General features: G+C 43.5%; 12 protein-coding genes and 1 tRNA gene. 5 read left to right on the forward strand and 8 right to left on the reverse strand.

What is annotated here, in order from left to right; translation table 11 throughout:
* Positions 1 to 8 precede the first annotated feature (8 nt).
* The 3 genes from R7P35_RS11640 to R7P35_RS11650 form a co-directional block, all read right to left on the reverse strand.
* Positions 9 to 99: transfer RNA gene (locus R7P35_RS11640), tRNA-Ser, on the reverse strand.
* A 155-nt stretch (positions 100 to 254) separates the two neighbouring features.
* The gene (locus R7P35_RS11645; RefSeq protein ID WP_182039064.1) at positions 255 to 2063 is read right to left on the reverse strand and encodes a DUF3413 domain-containing protein; all 1809 of its coding nucleotides are present in this window, start codon (positions 2061 to 2063) and stop codon (positions 255 to 257) included.
* Between the two features lie 22 nt (positions 2064 to 2085).
* On the reverse strand, positions 2086 to 2313 hold the full coding sequence (locus R7P35_RS11650) for a YejL family protein (protein ID WP_005380722.1): 228 nt from the start codon (positions 2311 to 2313) through the stop codon (positions 2086 to 2088).
* A gap of 85 nt (positions 2314 to 2398) precedes the next feature.
* Here R7P35_RS11650 and yejK point away from each other — a divergent pair, with 85 nt between their 5' ends.
* From yejK to R7P35_RS11665, 3 genes are all read left to right on the forward strand, one after another.
* A complete protein-coding gene (gene yejK, locus R7P35_RS11655) occupies positions 2399 to 3397 on the forward strand; it encodes a nucleoid-associated protein YejK (protein WP_005380723.1) in 999 nt (332 codons plus the stop codon).
* 82 nt (positions 3398 to 3479) lie between these two features.
* A complete protein-coding gene (locus R7P35_RS11660) occupies positions 3480 to 4808 on the forward strand; it encodes an Hpt domain-containing protein (protein ID WP_080276925.1) in 1329 nt (442 codons plus the stop codon).
* A 104-nt stretch (positions 4809 to 4912) separates the two neighbouring features.
* Positions 4913 to 6076, forward strand: coding sequence for a chemotaxis protein (locus R7P35_RS11665; RefSeq protein ID WP_318092100.1), 1164 nt, complete (start codon positions 4913 to 4915; stop codon positions 6074 to 6076).
* Positions 6077 to 6166: 90 nt separating this feature from the next.
* On the opposite strand, the gene nhaC is transcribed toward R7P35_RS11665, so the two are convergent.
* Positions 6167 to 7600, reverse strand: coding sequence for a Na+/H+ antiporter NhaC (gene nhaC / locus R7P35_RS11670; RefSeq protein ID WP_005380726.1), 1434 nt, complete (start codon positions 7598 to 7600; stop codon positions 6167 to 6169).
* A 431-nt stretch (positions 7601 to 8031) separates the two neighbouring features.
* On the opposite strand from nhaC, the gene asd reads away from it, so the two are divergent.
* Positions 8032 to 9147 carry an aspartate-semialdehyde dehydrogenase gene (gene asd / locus R7P35_RS11675; protein WP_005380727.1) on the forward strand — a complete coding sequence of 372 codons (1116 nt, stop codon included), beginning with the start codon at positions 8032 to 8034 and terminating at the stop codon, positions 9145 to 9147.
* 57 nt (positions 9148 to 9204) lie between these two features.
* On the opposite strand, the gene R7P35_RS11680 is transcribed toward asd, so the two are convergent.
* A complete protein-coding gene (locus R7P35_RS11680; RefSeq protein WP_005380728.1) occupies positions 9205 to 10068 on the reverse strand; it encodes an ion transporter in 864 nt (287 codons plus the stop codon).
* Positions 10069 to 10103: 35 nt separating this feature from the next.
* Positions 10104 to 10742, reverse strand: a complete 639-nt coding sequence (locus R7P35_RS11685) for a YchE family NAAT transporter (protein ID WP_005380729.1) — start codon at positions 10740 to 10742, stop codon at positions 10104 to 10106.
* Positions 10743 to 11392: 650 nt separating this feature from the next.
* Between R7P35_RS11685 and adhE the strand changes: the two genes are divergently transcribed.
* Positions 11393 to 14095: a bifunctional acetaldehyde-CoA/alcohol dehydrogenase gene (gene adhE / locus R7P35_RS11690; protein WP_005380731.1), complete on the forward strand. Its 2703-nt coding sequence runs from the start codon at positions 11393 to 11395 to the stop codon at positions 14093 to 14095.
* Between the two features lie 142 nt (positions 14096 to 14237).
* Here the strand turns inward: adhE and R7P35_RS11695 are convergent, their stop codons facing one another.
* Positions 14238 to 14981, reverse strand: a complete 744-nt coding sequence (locus tag R7P35_RS11695) for an SDR family oxidoreductase (protein WP_005380732.1) — start codon at positions 14979 to 14981, stop codon at positions 14238 to 14240.
* 134 nt (positions 14982 to 15115) lie between these two features.
* Positions 15116 to 15619: a VC2046/SO_2500 family protein gene (locus R7P35_RS11700; RefSeq protein ID WP_033907342.1), complete on the reverse strand. Its 504-nt coding sequence runs from the start codon at positions 15617 to 15619 to the stop codon at positions 15116 to 15118.
* Positions 15620 to 15647: the final 28 nt, after the last annotated feature.

The following is a 15647-nucleotide window of genomic DNA, read 5'->3' on the forward strand; positions in this document are numbered from 1 at the left end:
TCTAAAAGTGGCGGAGAGATAGGGATTTGAACCCTAGATACGCTATTAACGTATGCCGGTTTTCAAGACCGGTGCTTTCAACCACTCAGCCATCTCTCCGTTGTTGAGGCGAATAATATAAGGCTTTGAAAATGTTGTAAACCCCTAGTTGAACTGATTGGATGTTTACTGCGCAAATTTGTGGTTTGTGTTGTTTAAATAAACAAAAACTCCCCCAAAAAGGGGAGTTTGAATAGTATATGGATTGCTAGGTATTAATCGTTTTTAGAATAAAAACGCTGTAACTCAGTTAAACCTTGCATCAAAACTGGCAACTTCGGTGCATCATCTCGAAGTCGTTTGTAGTTTTTGTCATACAGCTTGTAGTTGCCAAACTTATCGATCACTGTGGTTTGTGAGCTAGTAATTAAGGCAAGCTCGCGAGTATCGCCCGCCAAGATCCAGCGACGACGGCTTTCATCGAATAGGTTGCGACCACTACTGTAATCATATGGGTTGGAAGATACGCCGAGCATATCTTGCAACAGTGTAACCGAGAGGTCCAAGTGGCTTGTGCTGTGATTAAACTCGCCAGCCAGCATTCCAGGCCAATGGATCACCATCGGAACTTGTAATTGATAACGGCTGTAGTTGCTGTTTGCTCCCCAGCTGTTCGTATTGGTTTCGTTAAATTCACTACCGTGATTAGAAGTGATGATTACGATGGTGTTTGTCAGTTGTCCCGTCGTTTCTAGTTCATCAATAATACCGGCGATAGTTCTATCCGCCGACTTCACTGCATATTCATAAGCTTTTTTGAATCGCTCACTTGCGGGCATTTCTTCGTCATTATTTGAAGGAATCGATTCAAAATTATCAACGGTGGTGACTTCGATGTAACTAAACCATGGCTGACTTGCTTTCTCTGCTAACCATGTATTCCAGTTTGCGATAGATTGTTTATCGGTATGAGCTTGCGTGCCATCTAGGTCTTCCGCTAAGTTCAAGTCGCGGAAAATAATTTCTGAGTAGAGATCATCTTCAAACCCACTGCCACTGAATAAACCAAAGTTGTAGCCCTGATCTTTCAGTACATCGAGCAATACTGGGGAAGCACCTTGCGCCTTGATGCTTGATGCATAACTGGTCGGTAAGCCATAGAACAAACCAAAGGCCCCGTATGTATCATTACTTGAGCTGTAATGATTACGGAAGTTCTGATTGTTTTCAGCAAACTCATAGAGGTTAGGCATCTCTTCTTGGTTAAGCGCATCCGCTCGTAAATTGTTTATGCTGATCATCAACACATTGAGCTTATTAACTCGGCGGTTAAACTCAAGCTTTTCAAGAGGATAGTTGACTAACTCTACGTTGCCTTCGTTTTCTGCTAAACGTTTTAGGTATTCCTCACGGTCAAGTAGACCATGTTTTTCCATAAAACTCTTCGCCGTCATCGGGTAAGACAACGGGAAGTTTGAACGCTGGCTAGTAATTGGGTTGTAAAAATACGCATCTGCCCAAATGTAAACCAAATGGCTGGTCATAAAGCTGAGGAAAAAGACGGCCGCGAGAGGGCGTCCTACGTGCTTATGAGATAGTTTGCGCTGTTTTCGCCATACCCATTCGGATAGTGCGAGTTGAATAAGGAAGATCAGCGGCATCACAACAAATAAATGTTGTAGGTCAGTGCTGAGCGCACTTTTGTCTTCGCTGAATAGTAACTCCCAGACAACGGGAGTTAAGTGCAAATTGATCGACTGATACGCTTGGGTATCAATTAATAATATGGTTTGCCCAAAGGTTGCGAAAATCACTGCCACCAAACGGAACAACTTCCGCGATGGCAGGATAAACGTCAACGGGAATAGAACAAGCAAGTAAAGTGCGAAAACTAGAAAGCCAAAGTGACCAACCCAAGAAACCGCCAGATAAAACTGACCAAGTAACGTCTCGGGCCAAGGAGACTGAACAATGTAGCGTGTGCCTATCAACATCGACGCAACGATATTGAAGAATGCAAACCAGTGACCCCAACCAACTAGTCGAGATACACGTTCGCCGTATGAGTTTCCGCTGTCTACCATGTATGTGTTCTATTGTCCGTGATTAGTGTGTTTTTGGTGTTTCTAAAGAAGACATCAGCGCCTGAGCAAATTTTTCAGCAATCGCTTTGCGTTGTGAAGCAGCAACACGTTGATTTAAGACATTGGTTGCGATATTTCCGGCAATCATTAGCGTCAACTCAGGAGAAGCAGCATGTTTTTCAAGAACTGTTGCTACTTCAGCAAGAATTTTTTCTACTTGCTCGTCAGTATATTTAGATGTAATCGGCATAAAGACTCTAATAATGATAGTAAAAGCGGCTTATGATAACCTACAATGCCCATCAACTAAAACCTTGTAGCAAGATAAAATCACTATGAGTCTTCATCTTTCAAACGTTATTCTGCATCAACTGTGCAAAAACGATCAGGACGAGCTGGTTGTAAACTTTCGTCCAGCATCATTAGAGAACGATGCATCTACAGAAAACTTAGTCGCTGAGCTTCACCGAGTATTCCATTCTAAAGCTGGTAAAGGTTTTGGCGCTTTCCAGTCAGACAGCGAATTTCAATTTTGGCTTCAAGAAATGCGCAAAGGAGAGCGAGATTTTTACGACTTCTCACAAATTAGTGCAAATCGCTTGAAAGAAGAGTTGATTAAGTACCCATTTGCGGATGAAGGTATCTTGGTTTTCGCAGAGTATCAGAGTTTAGCAACGGACTACTTGTTCATCGGTATCCTACCAATGAATCAAAGTTTAAAAGTGACCGAAGGTTTGGACATCAGTGCGACAGATTACTTAGATATCACCAAAATGGATATTGCCGCACGCATCGACCTGTCGAGCTACGAGACCGACAAGGAATCCAATCGTTATCTGCAATACATTAAAGGACGCGTTGGCCGTAAAGTGGCGGACTTCTTCCTAGATTTTCTGCAAGCGGATATTGGCTTAGATACTAAACAACAAAACTTAGTGTTGATGCAGGCGGTGGATGATTTTTGTGCTGACTCGAAGCTAGAAAAGCAAGAAGTGAACGAGTACAAGAAACAAGTTTACGACTACTGCAATGAGCAAATTAAATCCGGTGATGAAGTTCAAATCTCAGAGCTTTCCGGAGAGCTTCCTCAAAGCCAAGATGGCACGAGCTTTATGGATTTCACCAAAGAGCAAGGGTACGAACTTGAAGAGTCTTTCCCAGGTGATCGTGCGACGGTTCGCAAACTGACTAAATTTGTTGGAGCTGGTGGTGGTTTGAATATTAGCTTCGATAGTCTCTTACTTGGCGAGCGTATTTTTTATGATCCAGAGACGGATACCTTAACGATTAAAGGGACGCCTCCAAATCTAAAAGATCAGTTAAGTCGCAATTAAAATCATATCGTTAAATAAAGAGAGCAAACGGCTCTCTTTTTTTATGTGAATAAGAAACATCCATAGTATATGCTTGTAATTAATGGAGATATGCGAGGGGCAAGTGTTGCTGAAGCTAAAAGAAGGAATACGGCGGTTTGTTTGGTTCTGGTTCGTTTTGTGGTGTGTTTTAGCACTTGGCATTTGGCTGCAAGCCAAACAAACGATTCAAACGATTTCGACTGTAAATGAGTTAGGAAGTAAAGTTGAAGAAGTCAGGCACTTTTTTAACTTCGATCTGCCTTACCGTGTTAAACACGTCGACCAAATTTCACTGAAACTTCAGTTGGCTTATGCAGTTCGCTTACAGCTTGAAAGTGAGTTTTCTGAAGGGAAAATCACACCAGACATCACTCAATTGCTTTATACGACCGACCGATTTTTAGAAAGTGCTCGAGCTTTTGTAAGAAGTGACAGTGAATTGGTTTCGTTAGCAGAACAGTTACGAAGCAGCCGTGCTCGAACAGAAAACTCTGATCAAATTCAGGCAATGTACTATCGCTTAGGTGCGCTTGTTTTTGAGTCTGTCTTTAGTGACTCTGCAACGAATAGCGATACTTACCGTGACTTAGACCGACTTTTTATTGAATCAGAGACGCTCTCTCCCGAAGAGCGAAGTGCTCTTCAGCGCCAGCTTGCTCAAACCTCAAGCGCACTATCTGCTCAGGCACAGGGCAGTTATTTATCCAATCAACTGCTTAATCCAGATTTCCCGAACCAGTTAACTTCGATAAATGATCAGTTGGAACAGAAGCTAATGACTTTTATTGTTTGGTTGTCTGTAATCAGTGGTTTGCTCCTTTTCCTCATTTCATGGGGAGCCTTCTCCCCAAAAACGATTCAACCGATACCACTACCCAGAACCGATGATAAAAAGTCAGAGCAAGTTGGCGATGATGAAAATGGAGCTAACGCTGTTCCCTCAGCTCAGTCAGAAAATTTTCAAAACGTCCAAATGAACGAAGAAAGTTGTAATGAGGTGAATTCATCACAAGTGGAAGTAGTGGAACGTGAGCCGTACATAGATATCAATAAAATGTTAGATTCTCTGTCTGGTGACGAGGGCGCTGTGCGGATGTTACTGGAGGTCTTTATTCAGGATCACTCTGGCGATGGCACTAAAATGTATCAGCTGTTAGAAGAGGATAAAGAGCAAGCGCAAAGAGCCGCACACAGTCTTAAAGGGGTCTCAGGGAGTTTAGGTGCAATGCCATTGCACTGTATTTCGGGTGATATTGAACTGTTGATTAAACAAGGGCAAAAAGTGCCGGAAGAGAAGTTGGCATGTTTAGATGATGTCCTAAAACAAACCATACTTTTTGCTAATAATGTACTCAATAGTGAAAAGATAACAGAAGCGCTAACAGATTGATATTGCTCTGACTTAATGTCATAAGAGTTGAGGTAATAAAGGCTCGAACTATATGACTTAGTTCGCTTTATTCCCGTTCTATACAATTTGTTAAAGGTGTTTTCATGTCCGTTCGCCGAATGTCTTCAATGATGTTGATAGGGCTGGTTATGATGCTTTCAGGGTGCTCCCTGCTCGAAGTCAAGATCGAGAGTCAAACCGTCCCTCTTACCAAACAAGAGCTCAATATGCGTCTTTTGACTCGTGAGTATGCGCAGCAGTTTTTTGCTCAGGTTGAGCAAGCAGCAGATGCACTACACGAACAATATGAGCCTCATGATAAAGTTCATCAATATTATATTTTACTTTGGAAGATAAATGCTGAAGAAGGCATCCAAGCTTCTGCGTATCAAGTGTCCCCAATGGCTGCACTGATTGATACATGGACTTTCACGCTACAAATGGAACAGTTCTTTACTACCGCTTCTGGTAATGAGCTCTTTGCGTCTGATGAGGCCAAGTTAGTTTCCGTTTATTTAGCGAAAGAGGTAGATAAACTGGCTCAATCTTTATTGAAGAAAGAAGCATACATCAAGACACAAACGTTTGTTGCAGAGTTCGCCAAGCAGCATCCATTCGCTGATTTAAGCATGATTAGGACTCCGGCTTACCGTAAGTGGTTAGATGCAAACCAAATTAGCGAAGAGGAAGCCGTTACAACGTTAGGCACGATGCCAGAAGCACTTGGGGATGTCTCTGATCGTCTAAGTCTGGTATCAGAACAGACACCAAAAATAATGACGTGGAAAGCGCAGTTGTTGGCCTTGAATAGCTCTGCCAGCATCGAAAAAGTCAATGCGGCGCTCAATAGTTTGCAAGTTACCGCTGATTCGATGAGGGATTTTATCGATAACAACCCAGAGTACATGCGTTATTTGGCAGAACAAATGGCGCTGGAGTTACAACCTTTGGTTGACGATATCGATCAAAGGACGGAGGCGCGTTTATCTCAGTTGGGTGAAGAACGCCAAGCTATAGAGCTGATGGTTGCCAGAGAGCGCCAAGAAATCGCACAGATCATTACCCATGAGCGCGAGAAGTTTGCTCAAGATATGGATCGAGTGTCGCAAGAGGTTGTGAATCTCGCCATGACTAAGCTGATTGAACTTGTCAAAAGTACCATCATCTACTTTATTCTGTTCATTGCCGTTATATTCTTTGCACCGCTTGGATTGGGCTATTGGTTTGGGAAGCGTGCAGCCGTGAAAACGCCAGTCAAACAAAGCTAACGATTTGTTTTGGAAATAAAAAAAGAGCGCTTTAAAGCGCTCTTTTTTAGTATTGAATTCGGAAGGGAGGTTCTTCCTATCTCTGCGAAGTTAAGCGGTTTGCTGCTTTAATTCGCCTTCAGCTTCTTCAACTGCTTCTGCTGTTGGTTCGCACTTATCAACAAACCAACCCATGTAAGAAGTGAAGATCGTTACGATGATACATACAAAACTCAGCCACATGAACGGGGCATAAGACAGTGTAGCAACACCCAAAATACTGGCCATGTAGATACCGTTGTCACTCCAAGGGACCATACCTGAGGTTAGCGTGCCGCCAAATTCTGCGTTACGAGACAAATTCTTACGTTTGTAGCCTAGACGGTCATAGTTCTTCGCACAGATTTTTGGGGTCAGAATAAGTGAAACGTACATCGCTGAACCAAATACGTTGCCCATAAAGGCCGTACCAATTGTGCTTGTTGCCAATGAACCTGCACTTTGAACGCGTTTTTCAAACAGCTTCGCGATAGTCTCTAGCACGCCTACTTTATCTAGTAGACCGCCAAAACCAAGGCCGAATACGATAACCGCTACCGACCCAAGCATTGAAGACATGCCGCCACGGTTAAGGATTGAGTCAATGAAATCTACGCCAGATGAGATTGCAAACGGAGCCCAAGCCGTGTTGAACGCGGTTAGGAAATCGACATCTTGGATCATCACTGCCCAAATAATACCTAGCAGAGAACCAAAACTGATCACTGGGAATGAAGGCATACGCATCGCTAGAAGTGACAATACGATGATCACAGGAACAAATGAGTAAGGGGTGATGTAGAACTGCTGTTCCATCGCTTTAATGACAGAGTCTACCTGGCTCATGTCAACTTGACCTGCGTAGTGGAAGCCAAATGCAGTAAACATAATGCCTGTAATAATGTAGCTAATGAGTGCTATCGGCAACATGCCTTTAATATGTTCCATCACTTCAACGTTAGACATAGATGAAGCAAGGATTACTGAATCCGATAGAGGCGACATTTTGTCACCAAAGTAACAGCCTGAAAGTACGGCACCTGCAGTGATTGGCGCAGGAACACCAAGACCTTGACCGATACCCATCATTGCAATACCTGCTGTGCCAGCAGCTCCCCAAGATGTGCCAGTCGCTAGCGCAGTCAATGAACAGATGATCATGGTCGCGAGCAAAAAGATGGAAGGGTGGATTGCTTTAAGGCCGTAGTAAATAATGGTTGGAACAATACCACCAGAGATCCAAGTACCTACAAGCGCGCCAACGGCCAAAAGGATTAAAACGGCTCCAAGTCCATTGGAAATGCCATTTAGTGCTGCTTTTTCCAGATCTTTATACTGATGGCCAAGCTTTATGCCCAATATCATGACAATGAACCAACCGATGTATAGCGCTAGCTGAATCGGTAGGTCTAGCTTGGCTGTGAACGAAAATGCCAGCAGGAGAAATAAACCGAGCGAGATAAATACCTGTATCAAGCTTGGTAGGCGTGGTGTAACTTGCTTCATATGTGCCTCTGTCAATCTTGGAGCAATAGAGGAAGGCGCTCCTTGTTGTAATCGCGCATAACATACATTAACAAAAATTATATTTCGAACATTTGGTGTTTTATCTTGATGTTCGTCGGTAAAAACGTTTTCTTGTGAAATTAACTGTTATTTTGTTTTAACTTTTTTGGTTTTAAATGTTGTGTAATGTGAAATTATTGTGCTTCATGTGTTATTTTCTCATTGAGTGGTAAGACCAATTAGGGGGCTAAAGTACTTTCCCTACTTGAAAAATGGTTAAAACCGCAAACCAAACACTAAAAAATCTCGTGTAACCCGGTTTTTCAGAGGAAAAGGTTAAAAAACGCGCTTATTTACAAAATAGGGGTTGAGATTTTGCTGTGAAAAATTAACTATGGGGTAGGTTTTTTAATACATGGAGAGTTAATACGATGAGAGTTGGTTTAGTTGGTTGGCGCGGTATGGTTGGTTCAGTCCTTATGCAGCGTATGGTTGAAGAGAAAGACTTCGACCTAATCGAACCAGTATTCTACAGTACTTCTCAAGTTGGTATTCCTGCTCCTAACTTAGGAAAAGACGCAGGCTTACTGCAAGACGCGTATGATATTGAAAGCTTAAAACAGCTTGATGCGGTAATCACCTGTCAAGGTGGTAGCTATACAGAAAAAGTTTTCCCTGCACTTCGTCAGGCTGGTTGGAAAGGCTACTGGATTGACGCGGCCTCTACGCTACGTATGGCTGAAGATTCGATCATCACACTTGATCCAGTGAACTTAAAGCAAATCCAACAAGGCATCCACGGTGGCACGAACACATTTGTCGGTGGTAACTGTACGGTTAGTTTAATGCTAATGGGGCTAGGTGGTCTATTTGAGAAAGGCCTTGTTGAGTGGACAAGCGCAATGACTTACCAAGCCGCATCTGGTGCTGGTGCGCAAAATATGCGTGAATTGATCTCGCAAATGGGCGTTATCAATGACTCTGTTAGCTCTGAACTTGCAAACCCATCAAGCTCTATCCTAGATATCGATAAGAAAGTCGCGGATACAATGCGCAGCGGCTCTTTCCCTACCGATAAGTTCGGTGTGCCACTAGCTGGTTCGTTGATCCCATGGATCGATGTGAAGCGCGATAATGGTCAGAGTAAAGAAGAGTGGAAAGCGGGCGCCGAGGCGAATAAAATTTTGGGTTCTCAAAGTTCACCTGTTCCAATTGACGGTACTTGTGTGCGTATTGGCGCGATGCGTTGTCACTCTCAAGCACTTACTATCAAGCTTAAACAAAATGTACCAATGGACGAAATCGAAGAAATCATCGCCACTCATAACGATTGGGTGAAAGTGATTCCTAACGACCGTGACATCACTGCTCAAGAGCTAACACCGGCAAAAGTTACGGGCACAATGTCTGTACCAGTAGGTCGTCTACGTAAGATGGCAATGGGTGATGATTTCCTAAATGCTTTCACTGTTGGTGACCAACTGCTTTGGGGTGCTGCGGAGCCATTGCGTCGTACTCTGCGAATTATTCTGTCTGAGAAAGCATAATCACATCAATCCTTTATTTGATGACAAAATAAAAGAGCTCCTTAGGGAGCTCTTTTTTCATGCGTCGTCTTCCGTTCGAACGACTCTTTTGTCTGGATCGGCTAGTTCACTACCACAATGTTTACAGTAAATTGCGTCAGAGTCGTGCCCTGCGTGGGAGCAGTTTGGGCATTTCACCAATACTTTGTGCGATTGCATCTCTTGGTGCAGTTCGGCAGTGAAAATACCTGTAGGTACCGCCAAAATGGAATAACCCAGTAACATGGTGAGTGATGCAAGCCCTTTACCTAGGTCTGTTTGAGGGACCAAGTCACCATACCCAACCGTTGTGATGGTCACGATCGCCCAATAAATACTTTTAGGAATGCTAGTAAATCCGTTTTCAGGTCCTTCAATGATAAAAATCAATGAGCCGAAAATCGTTACCATAATGGCGACGGAACTAAAGAAGATAAAAATCTTTCTGCGCGCCATAAGCAGTGAACGTAAGAGGATATTGGACTCTTGGAGGTATCGGACTAACTTGAGTATGCGGAATATTCGCATCACTCGCAGCGCCCTGATCACACCCATAAACGAAGCGGATGGGAAGAAGAGTGCTAAATAAGTGGGCAAAATCGCAAGTAAATCGACGACACCATAAAAACTCTTTGCGTAGGCGGCAGGTTTGGGGGAGCAATAAAGCCTTAGAAGGTATTCAATCGTGAATAGGCCAGTAAATGTGTATTCAATAAACTTCAGCTCTTTTTCCCACTCGGCCCGAACGGAGGGTATCGAATCTAACACCAGTACGATTAACGAACTGATGATCGCGATAATGAGAGCAATATCGAACGTTTTACCAGCTTTGGTATGAGTACCAAAAATGGTGACATATAGAGTATGTTTAAGAGAGTCAGTCGTCATGACAAAGCGATCCATTGTTGAATCGCTCTATCATACAATTTTATAGAAACTCAGGCTAATCCTGGAAATAAGTTGCGTAAGCCATTCGCAATGAACTCTATGCCAAGTGCGCCCAATATCAAACCCATGATACGAGTAATGACGTTGATTCCAGTTTGACCTAGAAATCGTACGATCAATGGGGCAGAACGGAATAATAGCCATGAACAAAGGCAGAACAAACCAATCGTAATACTAATGCCCACGGTATCGAACATGCTTGGGTAGCGTGCACCATAAACAATAGTCGAACTGATTGCACCAGGACCTGCCATTAAAGGCATTGCAAGAGGGACCACACCAATCTGTTCACGACTGACGTATTCCGTTTTCTCTTGTTTGTTCTGCTTATCTTCCCCCAGTTTACCGCTCATCATCGAGAATGCGATGCTAAGTAATAGCAACCCGCCAGCGACACGAAACGAATCCAGAGAAATACTGAACATGTCTAACAGTAACTGACCAGCAAAAAGCGAAATGATCAGGATGATCGCAACAGCCACATTTGCTGTTGTTGCCGTATTGCGCTTTTCGTCGGGTGTCATATGCCCGGTTAGTGACACAAACACAGGCATGATACCAACAGGGTTTACTGCGGCGACCAAACCGAGAAAAAACTGCAAGAAGATAGCAAGTTCAAAAGTTTGCATGTTGCGTACTCATCAAAGTTCACATTAGTGAAAAGGAGAAGGGGTAATTTGGGCGTAATGTAAGGCAAAAGTTAGGTTGTAAGAAATGAAAAAAACTAACGCATTCCCTGCCATTTAAGTGAGAAAAACTAATTCTTTAATAAACTGTATCTAATCTGGAAAGGAAATGTTACGTATAAAGTTGCTGATAAATTGCACTGTTTTATATAAACGTTAACATTCGCACATTTTTGATAAAAACCAAGGTGGTTTGTAGAGAGATGTATTCGGTTCGATATACTCTCAGTAGCACAAAGAATTGGGCCTACATGTAATTTTGTTGGTCAAAAATGAAACTTTTTTACAGGTTGTTGTAGTTTCTTTTATTTATTTGTCCATTTGCTTCTTTTTTACTCAATAAAAAATGAGAGTTAATTTATTTGTTTATCAGTGATTTATGTCATTTTGGTGTGATGAGGCACCACTTTGGTAGTATTTAGGTGGTGAGAACTGATCCAAGTCAATTTTTTTCACACTCTGAAATATTATACTCAGTCCTGAAAGCAATTTACTAAGACGTTTGTTTTCTAAGTGACTGATAAACAGTAAAAACGATAAGTAATAGCCTTAGTAAAAAGTTTTTAATATTTGTTAATTTTAGGAGATTCCCTATGCCTGTAACTAATATGGCTGAACTAGATGCAATGGTTGCTCGCGTTAAGAAAGCGCAAGAAGAGTTCGCTACTTACTCTCAAGAGCAAGTAGATAAAATCTTTCGTGCAGCATCGCTTGCAGCTAACCAGGCCCGTATCCCGCTAGCTCAACAAGCGGTAGAAGAATCTGGTATGGGTATTGTTGAAGATAAAGTAATCAAGAACCACTTCGCTTCTGAGTTTATCTACAACAAATACAAAGACGAACAAACGTGTGGCATCTTAGAAGAGGATGACAACCTAGGTACTATGACTATCGCTGAGCCTGTAGGCATCATCTGCGGTATCGTACCAACGACTAACCCAACTTCTACAGCGATCTTCAAATCTCTAATCTCTTTGAAGACTCGTAACGGTATCATCTTCTCACCACACCCACGTGCGAAAAACTCAACTAACGATGCAGCTAAACTCGTTCTAGATGCAGCAGTAGCAGCAGGCGCACCAAAAGACATCATCGGTTGGATCGACCAGCCTTCTGTTGAGCTTTCAAACGCTCTAATGAAACACGATGACATCGCTCTTATCCTTGCAACTGGTGGTCCAGGCATGGTTAAAGCCGCTTACTCTTCTGGTAAGCCAGCAATCGGTGTAGGTGCAGGTAACGTTCCGGTTGTTATCGATGAAACAGCAGACATCAAACGTGCTGTTGCTTCTATCCTAATGTCCAAGACTTTCGACAACGGTGTAGTATGTGCTTCTGAGCAGGCGGCAATCGTAGTTGATGAAGTATACGACGAAGTGAAAGAGCGTTTTGCTTCTCACAAAGCTTATGTCCTAAGCAAAGCAGAAGCTGATAAAGTTCGTAAAGTTCTTCTTATCGATGGCGCGCTAAACGCGAAAATCGTAGGTCAGCCAGCAGCAGCAATCGCTGAAATGGCAGGCGTTAAAGTTCCAGCAGACACTAAAGTTCTTGTTGGTGAAGGTCTGGGCAAAGTATCTCACGATGACGCATTCGCTCACGAGAAACTATCTCCAACTCTAGGTCTATTCCGTGCTGACAACTTCGAAGACGCGGTTGCTCAAGCGGTAACTATGGTTGAGATTGGTGGTATCGGCCACACATCTGGTCTTTACACTAACCAAGATACTAACGCTGACCGTATCCGTTACTTCGGTGACAAGATGAAGACAGCTCGTATCCTAATCAACATCCCGACTACTCACGGCGGTATCGGTGACTTGTACAACTTCAACGTTGCGCCATCTCTAACGCTAGGTTGTGGTTCTTGGGGTGGTAACTCTATCTCTGAGAACGTAGGTCCTAAACACCTAATCAACAAGAAAACTGTAGCGAAGCGAGCTGAAAACATGTTGTGGCATAAACTACCTAAGTCAATCTACTTCCGTCGTGGTAGCCTTCCAATCGCACTGGGCGACCTAGAAGGTAAGAAACGTGCATTCCTAGTAACTGACCGTTTCCTATTCAACAACGGTTACGCAGATGACGTAGTAAGCCTACTAAAAGCTCAAGGCATGGAAGTTCAAACATTCTTCGATGTTGAAGCTGACCCAACACTGTCTGTAGTAGAAAAAGGTGCGGCTCAAATGGCTAGCTACCAACCTGACGTTATCCTAGCGCTAGGCGGTGGTTCACCAATGGATGCAGCGAAAATCATGTGGGTAATGTACGAGCACCCAGAAACTCACTTTGAAGAACTAGCAATGCGCTTTATGGACATCCGTAAACGTATCTACAAGTTCCCTAAAATGGGTAAAAAAGCTGAGCTTGTATGTATCACTACAACTTCAGGTACTGGTTCAGAAGTTACTCCATTCGCGGTTGTTACTGACGACAAGACTGGTGCTAAATACCCACTAGCTGACTACGAAATCACGCCAAACATGGCAATCGTTGATGCGAACCTAGTAATGAACATGCCTAAGTCTCTAACAGCATTTGGTGGTTACGATGCCGTAACTCACGCTCTAGAAGCTTACGTTTCTGTTCTTGCTAACGAATACTCAGATGGCCAAGCTCTTCAAGCACTTAAGATGCTAAAAGAGTACCTACCATCAAGCTATGCGAACGGTGCAAATGACCCAATCGCTCGTGAGAAAGTACACAACGCAGCTACTATCGCTGGTGTTGCATTTGCGAACGCATTCCTAGGTGTTTGTCACTCAATGGCTCACAAACTGGGTGCTGAGTTCCACTTGCCACACGGCCTAGCTAACGCACTACTTATCTCTAACGTGGTACGTTACAACGCGAACGACAATCCAACTAAACAAACTGCGTTCTCTCAATACGACCGTCCACAAGCACGTCGTCGTTACGCTGAAGTTGCTGACCACCTAGGCCTAAGCCAAGAAGGTGACCGCACTGCTCAGAAGATTGAACGTCTACTAGCATGGTTGGATGAACTAAAAGTTAACCTAGACATCCCAATGTCTATCCAAGCGGCAGGTGTTGCTGAATCAGATTTCGTAGCGAAACTGGATGAGCTAGCGGTAGAAGCGTTCGATGACCAATGTACTGGTGCGAACCCACGCTACCCTCTAATCAGCGAACTTAAAGATGTGTTGATGGCTTCTTACTACGGTAAAGCATTTGTTGAAGGCGAAACTTTCGAAGGTACAACTGTTATCAAGAAGAAAGCAGACCAAGAAGCAGCAAAAGCAGCACCTAAAGCAAAGAAAGAAAAAGCTGACGCGTAATTAAAAAATCGAGTGAGCAAGGTTTTCGCTAGCACGAAACCTTAATCGGGAAAAGGTTAAAGCCCCAGTCAAGTGACTGGGGCTTTTTTATTTTGGTGCAGGAGTTACATCTGGCTCGGGAAAACAGAGTTGCTGTGTATGCTTACACTTCGGTCGCAACTACTCGGCCACTGAAGTATTCATTCGCGACGATGTATGCTGTGTTGCGGACTAGTTCGTCTTGGATCTCAGCCCAGTGCCTCTCGTTGAGCTCTTCTTTTGTATGATTTACCGAGGGAATAACGCCGCCCACTCGAATGTTGAATGGTGTGAGTTCTTTTGCCCAGCTGTGAGTAAAACCTGACACCAACGCCGCCATGCTTTCAACTCCCGTAAAGTCTTCATGGTTGTCATGAGAAATGACGTTAACAATGACGCCTTTCTTGTTTCTGGCTCGAAAGCGCTCTGCTCCTACTTGGCCGTAGGTATAAAGGAAGCGTGCCGCAGACGACAAGTGATCAATGTAAGTACTCATTGGTTCTGGCGCCATTAAGCCAGGCATAGGGGAGCTGGTCCAGCAATTAACAATCACATCTGGTGTCGCACGTAGCTGTGATTCTATCTGGTCAAACAATAAGTTAATGGACGTTGTGTTATCACTACACACATTCATCGCATACACTTTGTCAGTGAAAGCGCTGATTTGCTCATAGCTCGCTCTCAAAGCGCTAGAATTTTGGTCACAAAGAATCAACGTTGCTCCAAGGTGAGCAAAGTGATTTGCACAGGTTCTTCCTATAACCGAACCTGCAGACGTGACGAGAATAATTGATTCTTTGATATCCATAGCACCTTCACTGTATCCATATGTGAAAAACAATACACCAGTGGTTTGTGCTAATAGCATGGTTGAAATTCGTTGGGTTCAGTGTGAAAGGCTTCAAACTAACGCTTTCGAGTGAGGACTATTGTGCGGTAATTTGTAAGACGTCACATTTCTGACGTGTAGGTATTGCAAGCTATTGGATAAAAACCGGATCTCTATGCTTTAGCTTGAATTTGATGCTGACGTTGAGCCGTCACTAGCTGATTATATAGCCCAGCATCTGGGATCAGTTGTTTGTTGCGTTCGCCCAATCTGCGTCGCTCATGACCAGATAGGTTGTGATAAACCTCCTCTGGTAGGTTGAATGTGTCTTCAGGCAGGTAAGTCAGCGCATCTGGTTTTAGGTAATGGCTCAGCTTTGCGGAAGGCAATCCTGCATCGTGAAACTGTTTCGCTTGTTCAGCTGCGAGTTCATAGCTGCTGCTATCAGAACGAAGAGCTTGAGGTTGCGATAAACCCAATTGTTGGCGAAGAATACTGTCACTGGTGATGACTTCCTGGACCTCTTCAACTGGGACCACATCGCGAACATCATTAGAGAACATAGACAGAATCAGCGAGAAATCCGCACGACGACCTTCGTGTACGGCATGGTTAATACCATTACCGAACTGAAGTTCGTTGATAATTGCAGCTTTGTCTAACGTATGAATTTGCATGATGTTCCTCGCTCGATGCTCTGTTAAC

Origin of the sequence: Vibrio sp. Vb0304 (genome assembly GCF_033338995.1) — a bacterium.
GTDB lineage: Bacteria > Pseudomonadota > Gammaproteobacteria > Enterobacterales > Vibrionaceae > Vibrio > Vibrio alginolyticus.